Source organism: Ferrimonas futtsuensis DSM 18154 (genome assembly GCF_000422645.1).
Lineage (GTDB): Bacteria > Pseudomonadota > Gammaproteobacteria > Enterobacterales > Shewanellaceae > Ferrimonas > Ferrimonas futtsuensis.
Genome location: NZ_AUGL01000025.1, coordinates 43,516 through 68,542, shown reverse-complemented (window position 1 = coordinate 68,542; position 25,027 = coordinate 43,516). Strand labels below are relative to the sequence as shown.

The 25,027-nt window shown below is 57.5% G+C and carries 24 protein-coding genes; 3 read left to right on the top strand and 21 right to left on the bottom strand.

What is annotated here, in order from left to right; translation table 11 throughout:
- Positions 1-365: 365 nt before the first annotated feature.
- The 3 genes from ccoG to G505_RS0115485 form a co-directional block, all read right to left on the bottom strand.
- Positions 366-1,787, bottom strand: a complete 1,422-nt coding sequence (ccoG, locus tag G505_RS0115495; protein ID WP_028110384.1) for a cytochrome c oxidase accessory protein CcoG — start codon at positions 1,785-1,787, stop codon at positions 366-368.
- A gap of 122 nt (positions 1,788-1,909) precedes the next feature.
- Entirely contained in the window at positions 1,910-3,346 is a 1,437-nt protein-coding gene (locus tag G505_RS0115490) for an NAD-dependent succinate-semialdehyde dehydrogenase (RefSeq protein WP_028110383.1), read from the bottom strand.
- A 69-nt stretch (positions 3,347-3,415) separates the two neighbouring features.
- Positions 3,416-4,594, bottom strand: coding sequence for an MFS transporter (locus tag G505_RS0115485; RefSeq protein WP_051216310.1), 1,179 nt, complete (start codon positions 4,592-4,594; stop codon positions 3,416-3,418).
- Between the two features lie 193 nt (positions 4,595-4,787).
- On the opposite strand from G505_RS0115485, the gene G505_RS0115480 reads away from it, so the two are divergent.
- Together G505_RS0115480 and G505_RS0115475 are read left to right on the top strand one after the other, a co-directional pair.
- The gene (locus tag G505_RS0115480) at positions 4,788-5,183 is read left to right on the top strand and encodes a hypothetical protein (protein WP_028110381.1); all 396 of its coding nucleotides are present in this window, start codon (positions 4,788-4,790) and stop codon (positions 5,181-5,183) included.
- A 73-nt stretch (positions 5,184-5,256) separates the two neighbouring features.
- Complete coding sequence (locus tag G505_RS0115475; RefSeq protein ID WP_028110380.1) at positions 5,257-6,246, top strand: S41 family peptidase; 990 nt, start codon at positions 5,257-5,259, stop codon at positions 6,244-6,246.
- 5 nt (positions 6,247-6,251) lie between these two features.
- On the opposite strand, the gene G505_RS21755 is transcribed toward G505_RS0115475, so the two are convergent.
- The 4 genes from G505_RS21755 to glmU form a co-directional block, all read right to left on the bottom strand.
- Positions 6,252-7,046: a Mut7-C RNAse domain-containing protein gene (locus G505_RS21755; RefSeq protein ID WP_051216307.1), complete on the bottom strand. Its 795-nt coding sequence runs from the start codon at positions 7,044-7,046 to the stop codon at positions 6,252-6,254.
- A gap of 73 nt (positions 7,047-7,119) precedes the next feature.
- The gene (gene glmS, locus G505_RS0115465) at positions 7,120-8,952 is read right to left on the bottom strand and encodes a glutamine--fructose-6-phosphate transaminase (isomerizing) (protein ID WP_028110379.1); all 1,833 of its coding nucleotides are present in this window, start codon (positions 8,950-8,952) and stop codon (positions 7,120-7,122) included.
- A 13-nt stretch (positions 8,953-8,965) separates the two neighbouring features.
- The gene (locus G505_RS0115460; RefSeq protein ID WP_028110378.1) at positions 8,966-9,739 is read right to left on the bottom strand and encodes a DeoR/GlpR family DNA-binding transcription regulator; all 774 of its coding nucleotides are present in this window, start codon (positions 9,737-9,739) and stop codon (positions 8,966-8,968) included.
- Between the two features lie 115 nt (positions 9,740-9,854).
- Positions 9,855-11,216, bottom strand: a complete 1,362-nt coding sequence (gene glmU, locus G505_RS0115455) for a bifunctional UDP-N-acetylglucosamine diphosphorylase/glucosamine-1-phosphate N-acetyltransferase GlmU (RefSeq protein ID WP_028110377.1) — start codon at positions 11,214-11,216, stop codon at positions 9,855-9,857.
- A gap of 293 nt (positions 11,217-11,509) precedes the next feature.
- Between glmU and G505_RS0115450 the strand changes: the two genes are divergently transcribed.
- Entirely contained in the window at positions 11,510-12,397 is an 888-nt protein-coding gene (locus G505_RS0115450; RefSeq protein ID WP_028110376.1) for a DMT family transporter, read from the top strand.
- A gap of 64 nt (positions 12,398-12,461) precedes the next feature.
- Here G505_RS0115450 and G505_RS0115445 read toward each other — a convergent pair whose 3' ends face one another.
- From G505_RS0115445 to mioC, 14 genes are all read right to left on the bottom strand, one after another.
- The gene (locus tag G505_RS0115445) at positions 12,462-12,890 is read right to left on the bottom strand and encodes a F0F1 ATP synthase subunit epsilon (protein ID WP_028110375.1); all 429 of its coding nucleotides are present in this window, start codon (positions 12,888-12,890) and stop codon (positions 12,462-12,464) included.
- A gap of 21 nt (positions 12,891-12,911) precedes the next feature.
- Entirely contained in the window at positions 12,912-14,315 is a 1,404-nt protein-coding gene (gene atpD / locus G505_RS0115440) for a F0F1 ATP synthase subunit beta (RefSeq protein WP_028110374.1), read from the bottom strand.
- 33 nt (positions 14,316-14,348) lie between these two features.
- A complete protein-coding gene (gene atpG, locus G505_RS0115435) occupies positions 14,349-15,209 on the bottom strand; it encodes a F0F1 ATP synthase subunit gamma (RefSeq protein WP_028110373.1) in 861 nt (286 codons plus the stop codon).
- A 16-nt stretch (positions 15,210-15,225) separates the two neighbouring features.
- A complete protein-coding gene (gene atpA / locus G505_RS0115430; RefSeq protein ID WP_028110372.1) occupies positions 15,226-16,767 on the bottom strand; it encodes a F0F1 ATP synthase subunit alpha in 1,542 nt (513 codons plus the stop codon).
- Between the two features lie 13 nt (positions 16,768-16,780).
- Complete coding sequence (atpH, locus tag G505_RS0115425) at positions 16,781-17,314, bottom strand: F0F1 ATP synthase subunit delta (protein ID WP_028110371.1); 534 nt, start codon at positions 17,312-17,314, stop codon at positions 16,781-16,783.
- A gap of 15 nt (positions 17,315-17,329) precedes the next feature.
- Positions 17,330-17,800, bottom strand: coding sequence for a F0F1 ATP synthase subunit B (atpF, locus tag G505_RS0115420; RefSeq protein ID WP_028110370.1), 471 nt, complete (start codon positions 17,798-17,800; stop codon positions 17,330-17,332).
- A gap of 77 nt (positions 17,801-17,877) precedes the next feature.
- Positions 17,878-18,099: a F0F1 ATP synthase subunit C gene (gene atpE, locus G505_RS0115415; protein WP_028110369.1), complete on the bottom strand. Its 222-nt coding sequence runs from the start codon at positions 18,097-18,099 to the stop codon at positions 17,878-17,880.
- 43 nt (positions 18,100-18,142) lie between these two features.
- Entirely contained in the window at positions 18,143-18,952 is an 810-nt protein-coding gene (gene atpB / locus G505_RS0115410) for a F0F1 ATP synthase subunit A (protein WP_028110368.1), read from the bottom strand.
- 3 nt (positions 18,953-18,955) lie between these two features.
- Entirely contained in the window at positions 18,956-19,318 is a 363-nt protein-coding gene (locus G505_RS0115405; RefSeq protein ID WP_035385476.1) for an ATP synthase subunit I, read from the bottom strand.
- A gap of 450 nt (positions 19,319-19,768) precedes the next feature.
- Entirely contained in the window at positions 19,769-20,680 is a 912-nt protein-coding gene (locus G505_RS0115400; protein WP_028110366.1) for a ParB/RepB/Spo0J family partition protein, read from the bottom strand.
- 9 nt (positions 20,681-20,689) lie between these two features.
- Positions 20,690-21,481: a ParA family protein gene (locus G505_RS0115395; protein ID WP_028110365.1), complete on the bottom strand. Its 792-nt coding sequence runs from the start codon at positions 21,479-21,481 to the stop codon at positions 20,690-20,692.
- 18 nt (positions 21,482-21,499) lie between these two features.
- Positions 21,500-22,123, bottom strand: coding sequence for a 16S rRNA (guanine(527)-N(7))-methyltransferase RsmG (gene rsmG / locus G505_RS0115390; protein WP_028110364.1), 624 nt, complete (start codon positions 22,121-22,123; stop codon positions 21,500-21,502).
- A gap of 84 nt (positions 22,124-22,207) precedes the next feature.
- Positions 22,208-24,097, bottom strand: coding sequence for a tRNA uridine-5-carboxymethylaminomethyl(34) synthesis enzyme MnmG (gene mnmG / locus G505_RS0115385; protein ID WP_028110363.1), 1,890 nt, complete (start codon positions 24,095-24,097; stop codon positions 22,208-22,210).
- A 421-nt stretch (positions 24,098-24,518) separates the two neighbouring features.
- Entirely contained in the window at positions 24,519-24,959 is a 441-nt protein-coding gene (mioC, locus tag G505_RS0115380; RefSeq protein WP_028110362.1) for an FMN-binding protein MioC, read from the bottom strand.
- Between the last annotated feature and the right edge of the window lie 68 nt (positions 24,960-25,027).

Below are 25,027 nucleotides of genomic sequence, written 5' to 3'. Positions count from 1 at the left end.
CGACTCAATGAATTACTGAATTAACTTGTTATAGTCACTCAGTGCAACATTGATATATGAGATATCAATCCTGCGCGAGTGCCCACACAGATTGTCTGACTAATTGTTAAAGAGCAGTGCAACGTTGTTTTCGTTGCTGAGGCTGCGCATTCTACGCTTTCCTCATCCCCCGTCAACCCCTATTTTCAAAGGTTTTTCCGGGTGTCGATGTTTTGCTCAGCGCGGTGTTTGATGACCCGCTTTGCCCCGTCGACAGGGAGCGCATTATAGGGAGCTGAGTTCGTTACGCAAGGGGAAAATTATAAAAACATTCCTTTCGAATAAAAAACGGGCACAAGGCCCGTTTTCTTACAGTTTTAACCGTTTTATCTCACACTGATGAAACGCGAGCTCTGGATATCGGTAACCACTGCCTGGTCTACGTCTCCACGGGCGACGAAGTCGATATCGACAACCGCATCTTTCAGATAGTAGGGGTCAACCGACAGGGCTACGGGAACACTGGCGACTTCGCCGCCCCCCACCACCACTTGCTGAGGTCCAACCCACTCATACTCTTCCAACCCCTCAACATCCAAGTTAAAGGTTACCGGTGCCTCACTCTTGTTGAGCATCTTGAGGGTATAGACGTTTTCGATCAGCCCTTCATTGGTTTCACGGTAAAGCATGTTGCGGTCGCGAATGACGTCCACCTCAAGGGGTTTGATGGCACTGACCATCGCCCCGAAGGCCACACACATCACCACCATGGCGATACCATAGCCAATCAGCTTGGGACGCATGACGTTACTGCTGCCCCCTTCAAGCTTACGCTCGGTGGTGTAGGCAATCAGTCCCTTGTCGTACCCCATCTTGGCCATCACGTCGTCGCAGGTCTCCACACAGGCACCACAATTGATGCACTCATACTGAAGGCCATTACGGATGTCGATGCCGGTCGGACACACCTGGACGCAGAGATTGCAGTCGATGCAGTCTCCCAACCCCATCTCCTTGGGCTTCTGCTTACGACCCCGGGGGCCACGCTTTTCACCTCGGGTGGCGTCATAGCCCACAGAGAAGGTGTCCTTATCGAACATCACCGACTGGAAACGGGCATAGGGGCACATGTGCAGACACATGATCTCTCGCATCCAACCGGCATTGCCGTAAGTGGCCAGGGTAAAGAACGCGGCCCAGAAATAGACGCCGCCACTGGCGTTGCCGGTAAAGAAGTCCAGATAGAGCTCGGTGGCTGGATAGAAGTAGGAGACAAAGGTCAGGGAGGTGATCAGCGATACCAGCAGCCACAACCCGTGTTTGGCGCCTTTGCGTTTGACCTTGTCGACACTCCAGGGCGCCTTATCCAGCTTCATCCTCTTGTTGTGACTCCCCTCCATCTTCTCCTCGATCCAGATAAAGATGAAGGTCCACACCGTCTGAGGACAGGTATAGCCACACCACACCCTGCCCAGGTAGGTGGTAAAGAAAAACAGGGCAAAGGCGGCAATCATAAACAGGAAAGCCAACAGCAGAAGATCCTGGGGCCAGATCACCAGACCGAAGACATAGAACTTTCTTTGGGCCAGCTCGAACAGCACCGCGGGTCGATCCCCCCAGGGAAGCCAGGGCAGGCCCAGGAACAGGATCATGAACACCCAGCCCATCTGACGGCGCAAGGTGGTCCATTGACCTAGGGATTTTCGAACGTAGATCCGGTTGCCGGGGTTGAACCTGTCCATCTTGCGGGGATCCGCTGCCTGCACCTTGATGGGCTTGGCTTGCGCATCGCTATTACGAGGGGCCATAACTGCAAAACCTTTCCATGTTTACAACTCGGTGCGGATTATATCAGTTTTCTCTAACAAACCATTATTAATTGAGACCAAGGTATGATAGGTACGTGGAGCAAGTGTTAGCTGGATCACACTTACCCGATGCCGCCGAGACAAAGATATTTCGTCTCCAGGTACTCATCCATCCCTTCCTGACCCCCTTCACGACCCAGGCCGGAGCTCTTGATGCCGCCAAAGGGGGCAGTGGCGCTGGAGATGATTCCCTCATTGATGCCGACCATGCCATAGTCCAGAGATTCCGCCACCCGTATCGCCCGAGACAGGGAGTCACTGAAGAGATAGCTGGCCAGTCCGGCCTCGGTGTGATTCGCCAGGGTGATTCCGTCCTCTTCACTGTCGAAAGGGGTCACACTCACCACTGGACCAAAGATCTCCTGAGACCAGATGGGGTTCTCCGGGGTCACCGACTCCAGCAGAGTAGGGGAGTGGTAGCGGCTGCCCTCACCAACCCGACCGGCCCCCAAGGTTTGCACGGCCCCGGCCTCCAAAGCCTGCTCGACCAGAGACTCGACTCTGGCGATGGCCCTGTCGCTGATCAAGGGGCCCAGATCGGCCCCAGGCAGGGCGCCTGGCCCAAGAGTCAGCGAGGCCATGCGGGTCTTCAACCGGGCAATGAACGAGTCATAGATGCCACGCTGAACCAGGATGCGGTTGGCACAGACGCAGGTCTGACCGCTGTTGCGAAACTTGGAGGCGATCAGCCCCTCCACCGCCGCCTCCAAATTGGCATCATCGAACACCAGGAATGGGGCGTTACCCCCCAGCTCCAGCGACAACCTCTGGATCTTCTGGGCGCTCTGGGCCATCAGGACTCTTCCCACCGCCGTCGACCCGGTGAAGGAGAGTTTGCGCACCTTGGAGTGCGTGCACAGGCACTTTCCTATGGCGGCGGCATCGGTGCCGGGAATCAGATTGATCACCCCAGCAGGCAGCCCCGCCTGCTCGGCAAGCTCGGCCAGAAGCAGGGCTGTCAGAGGCGTTTCCGCCGCCGGTTTGATCACCAGGGTACAGCCTGCCGCCAACGCCGGCGCCGCCTTACGGGCAATCATCGCCAGGGGAAAATTCCAGGGCGTGATCACGCCCACCACCCCCACAGGCTGCTTTAACGTCAAGGGGCGCCGACCTCCGGGCAGGGTAGGGAGGGTCTGACCGCCCGCTCTCACCCCTTGTTCGGCAAACCAGCGCAGATAACTGGCGCCGTAATCCACCTCGGACAGAGCTTCGGCGATCGGTTTGCCCGACTCTCGGGTGATCATCTCCGCCAGCCGCTGTCGGTTCTCCCGGACCTTGTCGTACCAGGCCAGTACCCCGTCTGCGCGTTCCTGTGCGGAGAGGCGGCGCCAGGACTCAAACGCCTGGTTGGCTGCGTCAATGGCCTGCTCGACCTGATCGAGACTGACATCCGCGACCTTGGCCACACTCTCCCCTGTGGCGGGGTCGTCCACCTCGAAGCTTCCCCGGTTGCCCGTCAGCCACTGGCCACCGATATACGCCTTATGCAGCTTGGTCATACGCTGTCTCTGCCATGGGTTTGCTTCATCCACGGTAGCACCTAAGTCAAGGACAGAACAGCGTATCGGTCACTCCATTCCCGCCGGCGGCTCCAGAAGTGCCGGAGCCCGTCGCAGTGCACTGACCAGCATGTACAGAGAGGTGGCCAGGAACACTATCCCGAGATACTGAAGCAACCCGATGGCAAGGGCAGCCATAGCCTGAACCAGCAGCGGACCGGCTACCGACCCCAGGCTGTAGCTGATCAGCATCAGCTGTGTGATGCGAACGATCTGAGCCGAGGCTCTGCCCTCACAGGCCTGGTTGATGGCCACCGGGTAGAGGACAAACGCCGAAGCCCCCAACAACAGCATCCCCAGACCAAACTCCAGAGGAGTGGACGCCAGCACCAGAATCACCGCCGCCATGACACCCGCCAGGCTGAACAGAGCCATCAGCAGAGTCTTGCCGACGCGGGCAGACATCCAGCTGCCCAGAGGTTGTACCGCCATCCCACCTAGTACCACCAGGGCCATCATTACCCCGGTGAGATCGGCAACCGACTCCTGCTGATCAAGGAATACCGGCATCAGTCCATAGAGAGGACCGAGTACCAGCCCGGAGATGACGCACCCCAGGACCGCAGGCATGCTGATGCTTCTCAGGGAGACGGGCTCGCTGTGACACTCTGCCCCTAAGGGTGAGACAACTCCGGCCCGACTCAGTAAAGGCGGCACTGCCGCCAGCAACATCAGCCCCATCACCACCAGCAACGGCCAGGCTCCCCCGACCCCAAGCAGGTTGATCATCAACTGACCCAGGGCGTTCCCCCCGTACAGCGCCGCCATATACAGACCGAGCCGACCGGCTCGCTGACGTTCATCCTCCACCAACAGCAACCAGGACTCGATCACCACAAAGACTCCGGCTGTCGCAACGCCTGCCAGCAGGCGCATTGCCAGCCACAGGAGTGGATGGGGCAGGGCGGCCATCACCGCAACCGTGACCGACAGTACCAACAAAGACAACATCAGGGCTGGACGATGACCCAAGCGCGTGATCAGCGGTTCAACACACAGCGCCCCCAACAGCAATCCCGCATAGAGTGCGCTGGCCAGCCAGGCAGCCATCTCCGCGGGCATAGATAGCCCGGCAACAGACAGAGGCAAAATACTCATCAGGTAGCCAGTTGCCACAGCAAACAAAAACAGCCCCCCGATGGGAGCCAGTACCCCGGAACCCTTCCGGGACAATACAGACTCGGTCACAACCTTCTCCAACGTCACCCAGCCACCATCGGGACCCATTCCCGGCGATCGGCGGCATGGTGAGGCCGAAGTGTCGCAGAGTAAAACGAAACCTTTTTATGATCAGGATAAGCGCTGTCTATCGAACCCTGCCCGCTATTGAAAATCCGGTTGTGGACCCCCATGCTGAATAGGTAACCAAGGGAGATGGGCAATGGTGATCAGGGCATCAGGCATTCGGAAGCAGCTGGCCAGCGGCATGCTAGCCATGTTGATGGTGCTGCTGTGCGCCCTGTTCCTCGCAGGCACAGCTGGCCACAGCGGAATAAACAGCTCGCAGCAGTGGCAGCAAACAGAGCAGGCACAGGCGCTTGTGTCTGCGGTAACACCCAGAGCCTCGAGCTTTTCTCATCCCCGTCAGCTCGACAGAACAGAGCCCCTCCCCATCACTTTCCCCTGGCAGGCTCAGCCCCTGGCCGCCAATCACTACCTGGCTCCCCAGCCACTGCCGCCCCCCTGGTTCCAGGTCACCCGTTGGCCTCCCAACAGAGTGGCGGGCTGGCGCGAGTCCAACCTGCTCTATCGCAGCCGCCTCACCTTCGAAGTCTGAACACCGACAGCCCGGACCCTGGCCACCTGGAAGAGCGTGGTCCCTTCTATCTGTGTTACGACTTTGGTGACTTATGACTTTGAATAAAAAACTCGCCCGGCTGATGTCCCGGGCACTGATACTGTTTCTGATGATCCTCTTCTGTCTGCCAGCCTTGGCCGCGTCGACTCAAAAGCTGTCCGCAGACGTCATGGATCCCTTGATAACCCGGACCCTGACGGTGATGAGGGATCACTACCTGAATCCCGACAGGGTGGACGAGGTGGAGAGTTTCCTGAAAGCCCGCCGCAACGCGGGTCATTACGACCAGATCACCACACTGGAGCAGTTTGCCCAGACCCTGGGGGAGGAGATCAGACGGATCACCGGAGATGCCCACGTCAGCCTCTACGTGAAACAGCCTCAGGTTCAGGCCAGCCACATACTCAGCCACCCGCCTGGCAAGCTGACCCACAACTACGCCTTCGAACAGGTGAGCTACCTTGGGGGCAACATCGGCTACCTCAAGTTCAACAAGTTTCATCCCAACCCGAACGCCAAAACGGTGGCGGATCAGGCCCTGGGATTTCTTTCCCGGGCCGACGCGCTGATCATCGACATGAGACACACCGTGGGCGGTTCGCCGGACTTGGCGCGCTACCTGCTGAGTCACTTCTTCAAGGAGGGCACCGAACTCTGGCGCCTCTATGGTCGTGACCATCAGCTGCTCAATGTGGTCAGCGCCGAACCTGTTGAGTTGTCCCGCTTTCAGGAGAAGATGCCCGTAGTGCTGCTGACCAGTGACGACACCGCCAGCGCCTCTGAACTCTTTGTCTCCACCATGCAGGCGGGGGGCAGGGCAACCGTCATCGGCGACAACACCGGAGGCGCTGGCTACTACGCCGGGGTCCGGGAGGTGACCGACCGTCTGGTGCTGCGACTCTCCCTGATGAAGCCTGTGGTGTCCGCCAGCGGGCTCAACTGGGAGGGCACCGGGGTCGCGCCGGACATCAAGGTGCCCGCCATGGATGCCCTGGACAGAGCACAACACTGGTTGCGTACCCAGATGGCGCCCAAGTCCTAACCCCTTCAGGGGCCAGTCTCTGGCCCCTGCTTCTTCGGCAACAGCCCCAGCCGCGTCAGAGTCTGGTTCATGGCTTCATAGTGGCTGCCACGCCAGTAGACCTGACCGCAGCCATCGCAGACAAAGAAGTGATGGTGTTCCCGCCAGGCTCCTGCAGGCACCCTCTGGCGAGCCGCATCCCGGCTGATGACATGCAACACGCCATTGCAGCGGGTGCAGCGACTGAAGAACCTGAGCCGCCCCTCGAGGCGATAGTGATGAATCACCTCAAGCAACTGTCGCTCGGGATCGGTATGGCGCACCCAATAACCGTGAATCACCGCCCCTCGATGCAGGACCCCCTTATCCCGGGTCAGGATGCCTCGCCCCTGTTCACAGGCAAGCCGGACTATCTCCTCATCGTCGAAGTCACGGCGATAGAGGCAGTCCAGGCCGGAGAGTCTCAGCAGTCTGGCCAGTCGGCCCAGATTCACATCCACGATAAAGGCATCGGGCAAAGGCCTGGGGCGCAGAGGCGCGAATAAATCGAGCTCCAACGACTCCAGGAGAGGAAACACCTCCAGCCGCTCCCCCCCGACAATGGGGTGGTCCAGTGCCACCGATTGGCCATTCATCAGGACCAGATCGACCTCGGCCTGAGGCACACCCGCCCCTTCCAGCACACTCTTGAGTGATGGCTGGCCACGGAACCTGAACGGAAAACGACGCTCCCTGGATGCGACGGGCAGGAAATCATTCAGCTCCCGGTAACAACGGAGGGTGACGTGACGCCCCAGGGGCGCATGAGGGTCTGGCTGCATAACTCAAAGGATAGTCCGCGGCCAAGCCAACAAAAAAGGCGCCCAAGGGGCGCCTTTTCTCAGACCATCCGACTTACTCTACGGTCACGGACTTGGCCAGGTTGCGAGGCTGGTCCACGTCGGTCCCCTTGATCAGCGCCACATAGTAGGAGAGCAGCTGCAAGGGCAGGGTGTAGATCACCGGAGCGATGAACTCATCACAGTGTGGTACCGGCAGCACCTTCATGGTGTCGTCGGACTCGAACTGGGCTTCCTTGTCGGCGAAAACGTACATCAGACCACCACGGGCGCGCACCTCTTCCACGTTGGACTTGAGTTTCTCCAGCAGTTCGTTGTTGGGGGCCACCACAATCACCGGCATATCGGCGTCGATCAGCGCCAGCGGACCGTGCTTCAGCTCACCGGAGGCATAGGCCTCAGCGTGGATGTAGGAGATCTCCTTCAGCTTCAGCGCCCCCTCCATGGCGATGGGGTACTGATCGCCGCGCCCCAGGAACAGGGCATGGTGCTTATCGGCGAAGTCTTCCGCCAACACCTCGATCTCTTCGTTCAGGCTCAGGGCCTGCTCCACCTTGGTGGGCAGAGACTGCAGGCTCTGCACCAGGTTGCCCAGCTTAGTCTCACCCATGCCGTTGTGGCGGCCGATGGCGCCGGTCAGCATCAGCAGGGCCGCCAGCTGCACGGTGAACGCCTTGGTGGAGGCCACGCCAATCTCGGCACCAGCCTTCATCATGTAGGCCATGTCAGACTCACGCACCAGGGAGGAGCCAGGCACGTTGCAGATGGTCAGGCTGGACTCATAACCCATCTCCTTGGCCAGACGCAGGGCGGCCAGGGTATCGGCGGTTTCGCCAGACTGTGAGATGGTCACCAGCAGGCTGTTGGGGAACACGTGGGATTTGCGGTAACGGAACTCGGAGGCGATCTCCACGTTACAAGAGACCCCGGCGTGCTGCTCCAGCCAGTAGCGGGCCACCATGCCGGCGTGGTAGCTGGTACCGCAGGCGATGATCTGCACATGCTTCACATTGGCCAGCAGCTCATCGGCCCCTTCGCCGAAGGCATCGGGGGCGACGATGCCGGCCTGGAGACGGTTCTCCAGGGTACGCTGCAGGGCCAGAGGCTGCTCGTAGATCTCTTTCATCATGTAGTGACGGTAAGGGCCCTTGTCACTGGCTTCGTGAGACACCTCGGATTCCTTCACCTCACGCTCAACCGGGTTACCCTCGGTGTCGAAGATGTTCACCTCTCGACGGGTCACCTCGGCCACATCCCCCTCCTCCAGGAAGGCGAAACGGCGGGTCACCGGCAGCAGGGCCAGCTGATCGGAAGCGATGAAGTGCTCACCCACACCATAGCCGATCACCAGGGGACTGCCGGAGCGGGCCACCACCACCCGGGAGGGGTCACGACGGTCGGTAATGACGGTGCCATAGGCGCCTTCCAGCTGCTTCACCGTGGCCTGCACCGCCGCCAGCAGGGAGTCGTGGGACTTGAGCTCATGGTGAACCAGGTGACCGATCACCTCGGTGTCGGTGTCAGACTCAAAATGGTATCCCAGACCCTTGAGGCGCTCACGCAGGGGGCCGTGGTTTTCGATGATGCCGTTGTGCACCACGGCGATGTCGCCGCTGGACTGATGAGGGTGGGCGTTACGTTCGTTGGGCTCACCGTGGGTGGCCCAACGGGTGTGGGCGATACCGGTGCCGCCACTCAGCGGCTGCTCAGACAGGGCGTTGGCCAGCTCCTGAACCTTGCCGACACGACGAATCCGGGACAGCTCACCGCCGTCGTTGATGATCGCAATGCCGGCGGAGTCGTAACCGCGGTACTCCAGGCGCTTCAGACCCTCGACCAGGATCTCCGCCACATCACGTTGGGCTACCGCCCCTACAATGCCACACATAATTGTTTCTCCATTAACTTTGGCTGGAAGCCCGGATCACCCGGACTCCATGAATCTCTATCTGAGCCGTCGCCTCATCGGACAGCTCATCATCGGTAATCAGTACGCTCACCTTCTCCCAGGGCAGTTCCAGGTTGGGGATCTTGCGCCCCACCTTGTTGGACTCCACCATCACCACCACGTCGCGTGCCGCCTCCGCCATCACCTTGGAGAGGCCAATCAGCTCATTGAAAGTGGTCGTTCCACGTGAAACATCGATGCCATCGGCGCCGATGAACAGCTGGTCAAAATCGTAGGAGCGCAGCACCTGCTCCGCCACCTGCCCCTGGAACGACTCGGAGTGGGGATCCCAGGTTCCGCCGGTCATCAGCAGGGTGGGCTCGTTCTCCAGTTCACGGATGGCGTTGGCGCTGTTGAGGGAGTTGGTCATCACTACCAGGCCGCGCTTGCTGCCCAGTTGGGGGATCATGGCGGCGGTGGTGCGGCCGGAATCGATGATAATCCTCTGATGATCACCGATGAGTTCCGCCGCGGCCTGGCCAATGGCCAGTTTTCGCTTGGACACCTTATGGGCGGGATCGTCACTGACGATCTCCTGGGGCACGGGCACCGCGCCGCCATAGCGACGTAGCAGCAGGCCGCTGGCCTCCAGGGTGGCCAGATCCTTGCGAATGGTTACTTCAGAGGTCTGAAACTCCCGGGCCAAACTTTCCACACTGACCTCCCCCAGCTCATTGAGCAGGGTGATGATGGTATGGCGACGTTGTTGGGTGTTACGTTTCGACATGACAACCTATAAGTTTCGCAACGAAAGTTTCGAAGTATAAGTTAGGTTACGAAATATGCAAGAGACCCCAATAAAAAAGCGGCCTTATAGGCCGCTTGTTAATCCGTCTGAAATGCTACTTCGGCTGTTTCACCGGACGTTGCCAGCCGCTGATGTGGCGCTGCTTGGTGCGAGTCAGCACCAGCTCACCCTCGCCCACATCCTTGGTGACGGTGGAACCGGCGGCCACAGTGGCGCCCTTGCCGACGGTCACCGGGGCCACCAGCTGGCTGTCGGAACCGATAAAGGCGTTGTCCTCGATCACCGTCAGGTGCTTATTGGCCCCATCGTAGTTACAGGTGATGGTGCCTGCGCCGATGTTCACCTTCTCCCCCACCTTGGCGTCGCCGATGTAGGCCAGGTGGTTGGCCTTGGACCCCTTGCCCAGGGTCGCTTTCTTCATCTCGACAAAGTTGCCGATGTGGCTGTCGTGGACCAGTTCGGCACCGGGACGCAGACGGGCAAAGGGACCGGCGGTGCAGATCTCTCCGACGCTGGCCTCTTCCACCAGGGTGTAGGGCTTGAGTACGGAGCCGTCGCCGATGCGGCAATCCTTGAGGACACAACCGGCACCGATGGTGACCTTGTTGCCAATCTCCACCTTACCCTCGATCACCACATTGACGTCGATGAACACATCCTCGCCCACGCTCAGTTCACCACGGACATCGAAGCGGGCAGGATCAGCCAGGGTGGCACCGGAGAGCATCGCCTGCTCTGCGGCGCGAGCCTGGAAGGCGCGCTCCAGGGTGGCCAGCTGTACCCGGTTGTTGGCCCCTTCCACCTCGATGGCGCTCTGTGGCTGGGCGGTTTCAACCCCCCCTTCGGCAGCCGCCATGGCGATGACGTCGGTAAGGTAATACTCACCCTGGGCATTGTCATTGGAGAGGCTGGCCAGCCAGCGCTTGAGGGCACCGCCGGGGGCCACCAGGATACCGGTGTTGACCTCGTCGATGACCAACTGCTGCGGGGAAGCGTCCTTGTGCTCAACAATGGCGGTGACCCGGCCATTATCACGAACGATGCGGCCATAGCCACTGGGATCGTCCAGTTTGACCGTCAGCAGGCCGATGCCATTGTCCGGCTGCACCGCCAGCAATCGCTCCAGGGTTTCGCTGCGAATCAGCGGGACGTCGCCGTAGAGCACCAGCACTTTACTGTCGTCACTCCAGTCGCCGGAGGCCTGGTCCACCGCGTGGCCAGTTCCCAGCTGATCCGCCTGCAGCACCCAGTTCACCGGGTTGTGGGACAGGGCCGATTGCAGCTGCTCGCCACCGTGGCCATACACCAGGTGCGTGGCTACCGGGGTCAGGGTCGCTGCCGCATCGATAACATGCTGAACCATGGGTTTACCGGCGATGCCGTGCAGCACCTTGGGCAAAGAGGAGCGCATGCGGGTTCCCTTGCCCGCCGCAAGGATGACGATTTCCAGAGTCATGGGGTTCCGTTCAAGATTGGTCGCTAAGGCGCAAAAGTATACCCACTCGTGGCCGGAAAATCAGCTCTGCTGCCGCTGCCCTACGCGGATAGGGAAGCGTAACCACCGGCCGGACCGCTTCGAAGAGGGGTTGATCATCGGCAACTCCGGCATCCGAGACAGCCGCCAGGGGAAACCAATCAGCTTTCTTCCTCCATTTCAGCTATTTCAGCAACACCGCTTCCGAGTCCATGCTATAACAACGGGAAAGCCACTTTGGCTCCGCCGTTTTCTTGTCATCACCGGAACCCCCAATGCCGCAACACCCTGTCATCCGGGCCCACCTGGGACTGCTGCTCTATGCGGTGCTGATCAGCACCTCCTTCCCCATCGCCGCCTTCATGGGGCAGGGGTTCTCACCGCTGTGGACCACCTGGGGTCGCTTTGCCATCGCCTCTCTGGGGTTTATCCTGCTGCTGGCCCGGTTTCGTCAGCTGAACTGGCCGGGCTGGCGGTCGGTGGGGCGCTTTGCCCTGATCAGTCTGCCGATGACCAGTTTCTTCCTGCTGATGTTCTTTGCCGGCGAAACCGCCTCGGCCCTGGCCATGGGCAGCCTCACCACCCTGGTCCCCCTGCTCAGTTGCCTGCTCGGATGGCTGGTCAGCCGCATGGCACCCCATCCCGCCCGGATTCTGGCGCTGTGTCTGGGGGTCGCCGCGGCCCTGTGGGTGCTGACCGAGGGAGAGCTGGCAATGCTGATGCAAGGAGGCTGGCCCGTGGGCAACAGTCTCTATGTCATCGGCTGTGTCCTGATGGGGGGCTACCCGCTGGTGCTCAAGGCTCTGCACCGAGGCGAGCCGATGCTGACGGTCACCGGCTGGTCGCTGATCACCGGTACCGGTTGGCTGACCCTGGCGCTGCTATTGGTCCAGCCCCATTGGGAGTGGCCCACCCTGGCCCAGAGCGGAGCCATCCTGTGGCTGGCCACCGCCACCACCATGCTCACCTTCTTCCTGTTTCAGTCTGCCAGCCTGGTGGTGGGCGGCAGCTCCGCCAACGCCTACTCCTTGCTGAGTCCGGCCCTGGTGCTGGTGATCAACACCCTGCAGGGCAAGCCCTGGCCCAGCCTGTGGGTGTTGCCGGCGGTTGTGCTGATCGTCATCAGTCTGCTGATGCTGCTGCAGCTGGATCGCCGCAGATAGACACAAAGGATTCAAACATAAAAAGGGCGCCCTAGGGCGCCCTTTTTCATCGTGTAGCGGGAGCTTATCTGCCCACGCCTTTGCGGATGGTCTCAACAACTCGGAGTTGTGCCATCGCCTTCGCCAGCTCGATAACCGCGGCCTCGTAGTCGAGGTCAGCAGAGGCTTTCGCCATATGCTCTTCGGCGGAACGCTTGGCTGCCTGGGCAGCTTCAACGTCAATATCTTCACCACGAATGGCCACATCAGCCAGCACGCTGACATTATCGGGTTGAACCTCGAGAATGCCACCAGACAGGTAGATTACCTCTTCACTGTCGTCTTGCTTTTTGATGCGAACCATACCGGGCTTAATGGCGGTGAGCAATGGAGTGTGGCCATGCATAATACCCAACTCGCCCTCAACACCTGTAACTTGCAGGTACTGAACGCGGCCAGAGTAAATGCTTTCTTCCGCACTGACTACATCCAAATGAAGTGTCATAGCTGCCATCTCATCCTCTCCGCAACCGGATTACAGTTTCTTCGCTTTCTCGGCGGCTTCGTCGATGCCACCAACCATGTAGAACGCCTGCTCAGGCAGTTCATCGTACTCGCCGGACAGGATGCCCTTAAAGCCAGAGATGGTGTCTTTCAGCGAAACGTACTTGCCGGGAGCACCGGTAAATACTTCGGCTACGAAGAAGGGCTGAGACAGGAATCGCTCAATCTTACGGGCACGGGCTACGGTCTGCTTATCTTCCTCAGACAGTTCGTCCATACCCAGAATGGCGATGATGTCCTTCAGCTCTTTGTAACGCTGCAGGTTGGACTGCACGCCACGAGCCACATCGTAGTGCTCCTGACCGATGACCAGAGGATCCAACTGACGAGAGGTGGAATCCAGTGGGTCGATCGCTGGGTAGATACCGCGGGCCGCAATGTCACGGCTCAGTACTACGGTCGCATCCAGGTGAGCAAAGGTGGTCGCTGGGGACGGGTCAGTCAAGTCATCCGCAGGTACGTATACCGCCTGTACGGAGGTGATGGAGCCTGTCTTGGTGGAGGTAATACGCTCCTGCAGAACACCCATCTCTTCCGCCAGAGTAGGCTGGTAACCTACCGCAGAAGGCATACGGCCCAGCAGTGCGGATACCTCGGTACCGGCCAGGGTGTAACGGTAGATGTTGTCCACGAACAACAGTACGTCACGGCCCTCGTCACGGAACTTCTCAGCCATAGTCAGACCGGTCAGTGCTACACGCAGACGGTTTCCTGGTGGCTCGTTCATCTGACCGTAAACCATGGCTACCTTGGACTGGACTTTGTCATCCAGGTTAACTACGCCAGATTCGGCCATCTCGTAGTAGAAGTCGTTACCTTCACGAGTACGCTCACCCACACCGGCGAATACAGACAGACCGGAGTGTGCCTTCGCGATGTTGTTGATGAGCTCCATCATGTTTACGGTTTTACCTACACCCGCACCACCGAACAGACCGATTTTACCACCCTTAGCGAATGGGCAAACCAGGTCGATTACCTTGATGCCGGTTTCCAGCAGCTCGGTGGCGCTGGATTGGTCTTCGTAGCTGGGCGCTTCACGGTGGATTTCCCACGTTTCTTCCTCGCCGATCTCACCGCACTCGTCGATGGGATCACCCAGAACGTTCATGATACGGCCCAGAGTGGCAGTGCCCACTGGAACCTTAATTGCACTACCGGTGTTGGTAGCTACCAGTCCGCGACGCAGACCTTCGGACGCACCCATTGCAATGGTACGAACAACACCGCCACCGAGCTGCTGCTGAACTTCCAGCACCAGCTTAGCGCCATCGTTGTCGATGTGCAGGGCGTCGTATACCTGTGGTACGGCGTCTTGTGGGAACTCCACGTCAACTACCGCACCGATCACTTGAACGACAGTACCTGTGCTCATGATTAATCCTCTGATTATCTCGTTTCCGCTGCCTTAAACCGCCGCTGCACCGGCACAAATCTCCGACAGTTCCTGCGTAATCGCAGCCTGACGGGCTTTGTTGTACACCAGTTGCAGATCGTCGATCAGGTTGCCTGCGTTGTCGGTTGCGGACTTCATTGCAACCATACGGGCGGCCTGTTCAGACGCGGCATTTTCAACTACACCCTGATAAACCTGAGATTCGACATAGCGAACCAGCAGTTTATCCAGCAGAGCTTTCGGATCGGGCTCATAGATATAATCCCAAGCGTGAGCTCGTTTTTGGGTGTCATCTTTTGGCAACGGCAGAAGCTGATCGATCACCGGATCCTGTTTCATGGTGTTCACAAACTTGTTGTACACCACGAACAGGCGGTCCAGCGTGCCCTCGTTGTAGGCATCCAGCATAACCTTCACAGAACCGATAAGGTCGGTGAGGCTGGGGGCGTCGCCCAGGCCAGTGGCCTGTGCAGCAACGTCACCACCAAAGCTCTGGAAGAAACCTGCGCCTTTGGAACCGATGGCTGCGTAGGACACGTTTGCGCCCTTCTCAGTCCATTCGGTCGCGGCTTTCACCACCTGCTTGAACATGTTGATGTTCAAGCCGCCACACAGTCCACGGTCGGTGGAAACGACGATAAAACCGACGTTTTTCACCTCACGCTCTTCCAGGTAGGGATGCTTATATTCCAGAGAGCCCTGCGCTACGTGACCAATCACCTTTCGCATATTCTCTGCGTAGGGACGGCTGGCGTGCATGCGATCCTGCGCTTTACGCATTTTCGAAGCAGCCACCATCTCCATGGCAGAAGTGATCTTCTGAGTGTTTTTTACACTCGCGATCTTGGTACGGATCTCTTTAGCGCCGGCCATCTTCTATCTCCCCCTGTTACCAGGTTTGAGTCGCTACGAACTTGTCCAGAGCAGCTTGCAGCTGAGATTCGATGTCGGAGTTGTAGTCTCCGGTCTCGTTGATCAGCTTCAGCAGGTCAGCATGTTCGGCGTTCACGTAGGAGAGCAGAGCCGCTTCGAAGTCACCAATCTTGTTAACTGGTACGGAAGACAGGAAGCCTTTCTCTGCAGAGAAGATGACAACGGCCTGGTCAGCCACGCTCAGAGGCGCGTACTGCTTCTGCTTCATCAGCTCGGTAACACGCTCACCATGCTCCAGCTGGGCACGGGTAGCATCATCCAAGTCAGATGAGAACTGAGCAAAGGCCGCCAGTTCGCGGTACTGTGCCAGTGCGGTACGAATACCACCGGACAGCTTCTTGATGATCTTGGTCTGCGCGGAACCACCTACACGGGATACGGAGATACCGGGGTTTACCGCAGGACGCAGGCCAGCGTTAAACAGGTCGGTTTCCAGGAAGATCTGACCATCGGTAATGGAGATCACGTTGGTAGGTACGAACGCAGATACGTCACCAGCCTGGGTTTCAATGATTGGCAGAGCGGTCAGAGAGCCGGTCTGTCCTTTCACTTCACCGTTGGTGAAACGCTCAACGTAGTTGGCGTTTACGCGGGCTGCACGCTCCAGCAGACGGCTGTGGAGGTAGAATACGTCACCGGGGAAGGCTTCACGGCCTGGGGGACGACGCAGCAGCAGGGAGATCTGACGGTAAGCTACGGCCTGCTTGGACAGGTCATCGTAGATGATCAGAGAATCTTCACCGCGGTCACGGAAGAATTCACCCATGGTACAACCGGAGTAGGGAGCCAGGTACTGCAGAGCAGCCGCTTCAGAAGCGGAGGCAACCACTACGATGGTGTTCTTCAGGGCGTCGTGCTCTTCCAGCTTGCGCACTACGTTGGCGATGGTGGAGGCCTTCTGGCCAATCGCAACGTACACACACTTAATGCCAGATTCACGCTGGTTGATGATGGCGTCAACGGCCATCGCAGTCTTACCAGTCTGACGGTCACCGATGATCAGCTCACGCTGGCCACGACCGATTGGGATCATGGAGTCAACGGACTTATAACCGGTTTGTACAGGCTGAGATACAGACTGACGGTCAATTACACCGGGAGCAATTACTTCAACGGGGCCGTAGCCTTCGGCCTCAATAGGACCTTTACCGTCGATGGGCTCACCCAGGGTGTTTACCACACGGCCCAGCAGACCGCGGCCAACTGGCACTTCAAGAATACGGCCAGTGGACTTAACTTTTACGCCCTCAGCCAGATCGGCGTAAGGACCCATTACTACCGCACCTACGGAGTCACGCTCCAGGTTCAGTGCGATTGCGTAACGGTTGCCAGGAAGCTCAATCATTTCACCCTGCATCACGTCGGCCAGGCCGTGGATGCGGATAATACCGTCGCTTACAGATACGATGGTACCTTCGTTGCGAGCTTCGTTGACAACATTGAACTTCTCAATTCTCTGTTTGATCAGTTCACTGATTTCGGTTGAATTCAGTTGCATGCTTAAATCCCCGTTAGGATTGCAGCGTATCGGCCAAGCGGTTTAATTTACCGCGAACCGAGCCATCAATGACCAAGTCACCAGCGTTGATAACAACACCGGCAATTAGCTGCGGATCAACAGTGCAGTTCAGCTTTACCTTGCGCTCTAGACGTTTCTCCAGAGACTCGGCAATCTTCTGCTTCTGTTCGTCACTAAGTTCTGTTGCGGACACCACATCGGCCTCCACCAGGCTTGCTTGCTCATCGGCCATCTGTTTGAACAGAGTGGCAACCTGAGGCAGCACAGCCAGACGACCATTCTCAGCCATCACCTTCACCAGGTTCTGGCCAAACTCGTCGAGGTTCTCGTCACAGACCTTGATAAAGATCTCCGCGAGTTGATCGACGGCAATGGCGCCATTCAACAGCTCAGCAATCGCATCGTTCTCAGCTACCGCGGCAGCAAAGTCCAATTGGCCTTGCCACTTGTCGATAGCCTGATGCTCCACTGCAAACTCAAAGGCAGCTTTGGCATAGGGGCGTGCAACAGTAGTCAGTTCAGACATATGCCCTCTCCCCTGTTAAAGCTCCGCAGCCAATTTCTCAACGATGTCGCTGTGCGCGTCAACGTCGATGGAACGCTCAATAATCTTCTCAGCACCGGCGACGGCCAGAACAGCAACCTGCTTACGCAGAGCTTCCTTGGCACGGTTACGCTCGGCTTCGATTTCGGCCTGGCCCTGAGCGATGATCTTGGCACGCTCGGCTTCCGCCTCAACTTTAGCTTCGTCGACAATTTGCGATTTACGCTTGTTCGCTTGCTCAATGATCTCACCAGCCTGCACTTTGGCGTCTTTCAGCTGATCGCTGATTTTTGCCTGTGCCAGCTCAAGATCCTTGGAAGCTCGGTCAGCGTTTGACAGGCCATCCGCGATTGCCTTCTGTCGTTCTTCGATGGCAGCCATCAAAGGTGGCCACACATACTTCATGCAGAACCAGACAAAGACAATAAAGGCGATGGTCTGACCGATAAAAGTCGCGTTGAGATTCACAACGGCTCCTCCTCAAAACCCATTCAAAGTCGGCTCCGGGTATCCGGAACTCCAAGACATTGGATTAAAGGGTCGCCTTAAACACCAACAACGAACAGGATGTACAGACCGATACCTACACCGATCATAGGTACCGCATCCAGCAGACCGGCCATGATGAACATCTTGGTTTGCAGGGCAGGGGTCATTTCAGGCTGACGACCAACGCTCTCCAGGAACTTACCACCCAGCAGACCGAAACCAATAGCAGTACCCAGAGCACCCAGGCCAATCAGCAGAGCAACAGCAATAGCAGTCATCGTATTCTCCAGTTTCTCTTAATTTGTTACTTAGTCTTAAAAATTAATGATCTTCATGAGCCATGCTGAGGTACACAATCGTCAGCATCATGAAGATAAACGCCTGCAATGTAATCACCAGGATGTGGAAAATCGCCCACGCCAGCTGCGCAAAGCCGCCGAGCGCGCCGATAGCCACGTTACCGGTGTACATAAGAGCAATAAGAATAAAGATCAGCTCACCTGCATACATGTTACCGAACAGACGAAGGCCCAGAGACACAGGTTTAGAGATCAGTCCTACAATCTCAAGCAGGAAGTTAAAAGGAATCATTAACTTGTTGTTAAACGGCTGGAGCGTCAACTCCTTAACGAACCCGGACACGCCTTTCACCTTGATGCTGTAGAAGATCATCAAGAAGAAGACGCTGCAGCTCATCGCCAGGGTGATGTTCAAGTCAGTGGAAGGAACCACTTTCAGGTAGTGAACACCAGCGGCGCCTGCTGCTGCGGGTAGCCAATCAACCGGAATCAGATCCATCAGGTTCATCAGGAAAACCCAGACGAAGATGGTCAGAGCCAGGGGGGCGATCAGCTTATTCTTGCCGTGGAAGGATTCCTTAACGCTGGTATCGACGAACTCAACCAGCATCTCGACGAAGCACTGGAGCTTGCCGGGAACGCCAGTAGTGGCCTTTTTACCAACGGAACGGAACAACCAAAGGAAGAAAACGCCGAGTCCAACCGAAAACAGCAATGAATCCACGTTCCAAGTCCAAAAACAGTACTCACTCGCATCAGCGCTACAACTGCCAGCGCGATACTGCAAGTTCTGCAAGTGGTGCAGAATATACTCCTGCGGATTTGCAGCCATGATTCATCCCAAATGTTTTCGTTGAAACAACAAAGGTGCCATCCATAACACCATGAGGGCGGAAATGTAGCAGCCAAAAACGGCCCTAGGGTCAGATTTAACTACCGCAAATGCCAGCACAAACAGGGTTACGGTCAGCATCAGCTTAATCGCTTCTCCCCGGTAGAAGGCATTCACCATGCTACCAGTTACCTTTTCCCACAAACGGGAGAAGGTGAGAGTTGCGAAAACGAGGTTGGGGACAACCGCCACACTGCCGCCCATCAGGGCTGACAAGGCCAGCTGTTCTCCCCAAAGTACGAAACAAAGCGTACTGATCAGAGCTACCACTATTGCTTGAGCGGCCACTAACCGCAGTGCGGTCATTCGGCCTTTGCGTCTGGGGTCTCGTTTCAACGCCTTGACTCCGTAATCTTTCAAGAGAGGGTCCGAAAACCCTTAATCTGCCTAAAAGCAAGCGAAAGTATACCTACTTGCCTTGCCGATGCAACCAAGTGGAGGTTGGAAAACTGTGATCCAGAACGGATGGTGAAACCTTGAAAACCCTAGGCTTCTCACATGTTGCCGGGCATATTTGTTATTGATCAACAAGAGCTGGTTATAACCTATCAAAAACCACCCAGATCGCTACCACCACCGGCTAGGTTAATCTGGTTTTTGGATTCAAAAGTACAGAATTAACGGTTTTATAATGCATAAAAAATGACAAATTCTGTGAGTTGAGCGATTTTTTGCTCTCGCCTGCCGTACGAAAAAAATTTAGTTTGTGCAAATGATCACAAGCAGAAAAAAACCTCCCGAGGGAGGTTTTTTATCTTAGGTTGCAATTACGCGACTTATGATCCCGTCCAATTGGTCAAGGTTGTCATAGCTGATCACCAGCTTTCCCTTGCCCTTGCTGCCTTGCTGGATGGCGACCTGAGCGCCGAGGCGGTCGGTTAACTCGTTAATCAACCGGGTCACATCCGGGTCCTCCACCTTAGGCGGTTTGGCCGGTTTGGGCTCAAGCTGCCTGCTCACCAGCTTCTCGGTTTCACGAACCGTCATCCCTTTGGCCACCACGGCTCGTGCCGCCAGTGTCTGGGCGTCCCCCTCCAGGCTGAGCAGGGCCCGGGCATGGCCCATCTCGATGTCCCCATGCTCCAGCAGGATCTTCACCTCGTCGTTGAGGTTGTTCAGCCTGAGCAGGTTGGTCACCGTGGTCCGGGACTTGCCAACGGCTTCCGCCACCTCGGCGTGAGTCATATCAAACTCGTCCGCCAGGCGCTGCAGGGCAATGGCCTCTTCCATGGCGTTGAGGTTTTCACGCTGAATGTTCTCAATCAGGGCGATGGCCACGGCGGCTTCGTCGGCCACCGGCTTGATGATGCAGGGGATGGTATCCAGTCCGGCGATCTGCGAGGCGCGCCAACGGCGCTCACCCGCCAGAATCTCGTACTGGCCACCGTCGATGGGACGCACCACCACAGGCTGCAGCACCCCTTGACGACGAATGGATTCGGCCAGCTCTTCCAGGGCCTCTTCCGACATATCCCGGCGAGGCTGATAGATGCCGCGCTGCAGCAGTTCCAGTCTCAGGTGCACCAGAGCACCATCCTGCTGAGTCTGGGCTACAGGCTCCGGGCGGGGGGCGCTCTGCGCCTGCTGCTCCCGCTTCTCCACCACAGATCGGCTGGTGCCCAACAGGGCATCCAGTCCCTTGCCTAATCCGCGCTTCTTAGCTGACATGCTTTCCCCTTAAACCTCTTCGGTGGCCGGCTCATTGCGCTCGGCACGGCGCAACATCTCTCCGGCCAATGCCAGGTACGCCTTGGCACCGGCACTGCTCTTATCGTAATAGATGGCGGGCGCCCCAAAGCTGGGAGCCTCAGCCAGTCGCACGTTGCGCGGAATCACGGTGCGGTACACCTTCTCGCCAAAGTGCTGTTTCAGCTGATCGGACACATCATTGGCCAGGCGGTTACGCGGATCGTACATGGTCCGCAGAATCCCTTCGATCACCAGATCGGGATTCACCACCGCAGCCAGCTTGGTGATGGTGTCAATGAGGGCGGTCAATCCCTCCAGGGCATAATACTCGCACTGCATGGGCACCAGAACCGAATCGGCGGCCCCCATGGCGTTTACCGTCAGCATGTTCAGTGAAGGCGGACAGTCGATGAAGATGAAATCGTACTGATCCTTTATCGGCTCCAGGGAGTTGCGCAGGCGAACCTCCCGGGCGAAGAACTCCATCAGCTTGATCTCGGCGGCGGTGACATCGGCGTTGGCGGCGATCAGGTCGTACTTGCCACTGGTATCACGGACAATCACCTGTTCGGCAGGGGTCTCCTCCACCAGCAGGTCGTAGGCAGAATACTCCACCTCGTACTTGTCCACGCCGCTGCCCATGGTGGCATTTCCCTGGGGATCGAGATCCACCAGCAGCACCTTGCGACGGGTGGCGGCCAGGGAAGCGGCCAGGTTGACACAGGTGGTGGTCTTACCCACTCCCCCCTTCTGGTTGGCTACCGCAATCACTCTTGCCATCGACTGTTCCCCAAAAATCTACGAATGGTTTCTGACAAATACCAGGTGACGCTGGGCATCCAGTTCAGGCACATGCAGCGCCTGCTGACCCAGAATCTCGAACCCTGACGGTATGGCAGCCAGCTCTTCGGTGTCCAGCTGCCCTTTCAGCGCGTAGAAACGTCCTTGTGGAGCAGGCAGATGATGGCACCACTCCAGCATGTCGGACAGGGAAGCAAAGGCGCGGCTGAGCACACCATCGAAGCCCTGTTCCGGTTGATACTCCTCCACCCGACTCTGCACCGGAGTAACGTTCTCCAGCCCCAGAGTGTGCACCACGGTCCGGATGAAACGGATGCGCTTGCCCAGGCTGTCCAGGAGGACAAAGGATTTGTCCGGATTGCAGATCGCCAGAGGCAAACCAGGTAACCCGGGACCAGTACCTACATCGATGAAACGCTCTCCCTGAAGATGGGGGCCTACCACCACGCTGTCCATGATGTGACGTACCAGCATCTCCTGGGGGTCACGGACCGAGGTGAGGTTATAGGCTTTGTTCCATTTGTTCAGCAGCTCGACCAGTTGCACAAGCTGACCCATCTGCTTATCGCTGAGCTGCAGATCGGTTTGCGCCACCAGTTCGGCCAGCCTTGTGGCTAACACGTGTAGGTACCTTCAGATTTGGAAAATAGAGAATAGGGTATTATGCGGTGATGAGCGGGGCTTGGAAAGCCCCGCGTTTGGCGGTTAGGCGGTTTTTCGCAGCAGACCGTGTTTTTTGAGATAAACCAGCAACAGTGAGATGGCGGCGGGAGTGATGCCGGAGATGCGCGAAGCGGCTCCCAGAGTCTCAGGTTTGTGCTCCTTGAGCTTGGCCACGACCTCGTTGGAGAGGCCGGACACCTGACTGAAATCCATCTCTTCCGGCAGCAAAGTCTGCTCATTGCGCTGGGCCTTGGCGATCTCATCTTTCTGGCGCTCGATGTATCCAGCGTACTTGATCTGAATCTCCACCTGCTCGGCCGCCTTGGGATCCGCCAGGCCCGGCCCGAGATCCGTTACCTGCATCAACTGAGCATAGGTCAGTTCGGGACGACGAATCAGCTCCTCCAGGTTGGCTTCACGGGACAGGGGGGTTTTCAACACCGGGTTGAGCTCGTCCGCCTGGGCACCGGTTTTCTGCACATAGGTGGTGCGCAGACGCTGCTTCTCCAGTTCAATGGCCTCCACCTTGTGGTTGAATGCGGCCCAACGTTCATCGTCCACCAGGCCCAACTCGCGCCCTTCGGGGGTCAGACGCAGATCCGCATTGTCCTCACGCAGCAGCAGACGGTATTCGGCGCGGGAGGTGAACATCCGATAGGGTTCCTTGGTGCCCAGGGTGGAGAGATCGTCCACCAGAACGCCCAGATAAGCTTGATCCCGTTTAGGGGACCAGGCATCACGCTCCTGCACCATCAGGGCCGCGTTGGTGCCAGCCAGCAGCCCCTGGGCGCCCGCTTCTTCGTAGCCCGTGGTGCCGTTGATCTGTCCAGCAAAGAACAGACCGTCGATAAAGCGCGTTTCCAGGCTGGATTTCAGATCCCTGGGATCGAAGAAATCGTACTCGATGGCGTAGCCGGGACGCAGGATCTCCGCCTGTTCGAAGCCATGAATGGAGCGGATCAGTTTCAACTGCACGTCAAAGGGCAGGGAGGTAGAGATGCCATTGGGGTAGATCTCTATGTTGTTCAGTCCTTCAGGCTCAACGAAGATTTGATGGCTGTTTTTGTCCGCAAAACGCATCACCTTGTCTTCGATGGAGGGGCAATAGCGAGGGCCCACCCCCTCGATTACCCCGGCATACATGGGGCTGCGATCCAGATTGGATCGGATGATCTCATGGGTCTGCTCATTGGTGTGAGTGATGAAACAGGAGATCTGACGGGGATGATCCTCCGCCTTACCAATGAAGGAAACGGTTGGGATCGGGGTATCACCCGGTTGCTCCTGCATCACGTCGAAGTTCAGGGTGCGGCTGTCCAGTCGGGCAGGGGTGCCGGTCTTCAGACGATCGACCCGGAAAGGCAGTTCACGCAGACGACGCGCCAGGGCGTTGGATGGCGGATCGCCGGCACGGCCACCCTGGTAGTGGTCCAGGCCGATATGGATCTGGCCGCCCAGGAAGGTACCTACGGTCAGCACCACTGTCCGGGCATCGAAGCGGACACCCGCCTGGGTGATCACCCCAACCACACGGTCCTGTTCCACCACCAGATCATCGACAGCTTGCTGGAATACGGTGAGGTTAGGCTGGGAAAACAGGATGTTCTGAATGGCCTGACGGTACAGGGCACGATCGGTCTGGGCACGGGTCGCCCGGACGGCAGGGCCCTTGGAGGCATTCAGGGTACGAAACTGGATCCCGGCGCGATCGGTAGCGCGAGCCATGGCGCCACCCAGGGCATCGATCTCTTTCACCAGATGACCTTTTCCAATGCCTCCGATGGCGGGGTTGCAGGACATCTGACCCAGGGTATCCAGATTGTGGGTCAGCAGCAGAGTTCTCACTCCCATGCGGGCACTGGCCAACGCGGCCTCGGTGCCTGCGTGACCCCCACCTACAACAATGACGTCATATTGATCCTGAGACTGCATCTGCCTTACTACCCCTTTTAGTCACTCGGCCTGGAAAAAGCGCGACATTCTAGCATTGCCAGAAGCGGAGATAAATGGTCATTTTTTAGTCTTGGCGATCGGGCTGGAGACTAATAGATCATAAAGATCTTTATATAAGATCTTTGTTATTACTCTTTTTAGGGAGGCCGATCTCTGTGGTTAACCCAAAATTACGTTTGATCATCAGGATCTTAAGTGCGATCGATCCCTGTGAATAGATCGCGATCTACTGCCGTATAAGCTGGGATCAGATCGGGGTTTTATACACAGGCAGATCTTGAGCTCGCTAGGGGAGTGGATTAATCCAAGGTTAGATCCCAGTTTGATCCAAAGTTATTCACATAGGCCTGTGAATAGAGATCTTTTCTGTGGGTAACCTTGGATCAGATCTGTATAAGGATCAGGGGTTGAGGATCGGGATCAGCTGATCGATCCACAGCAAAGCCTTGTCTTCAGGGAGTTCCAGGCTCTGCACATCGATCTCGATCTTATTCACAAGCTCGGTGGCCCCGTTTTGCTGAAGCAGTTCTTCCACGGTTTTGGCGGCACCGCAGAAGGTGTCGTAGCTGCTGTCACCAATGCCGCAAATGGCGTATCGAATGCTGGAAAGATCGACACATTCCAGGGATTTTGCCAGGGGCTGGAGGTTGTCTGGCAGCTCTCCGGCGCCATGAGTCGAGGTGACAACCAACCAGTTTGGTGTCTGTTTCAACGTCTCCAGTTCCGGACTCAAGTGGATCTCGGCATCGATACCCTGGGTCTGAAGCTTCTCAGCCAGTTCATCTGCGACGGCCTCGGCGCCACCCATGGTGGTGCCGACTATCAGGGCGAGTTGGGTCATAGGGGTTTCCTTGTTGTCTGTGACGACCATTATACGGACAGTGATGGGAAAGGCAGTGAGGTATTAAA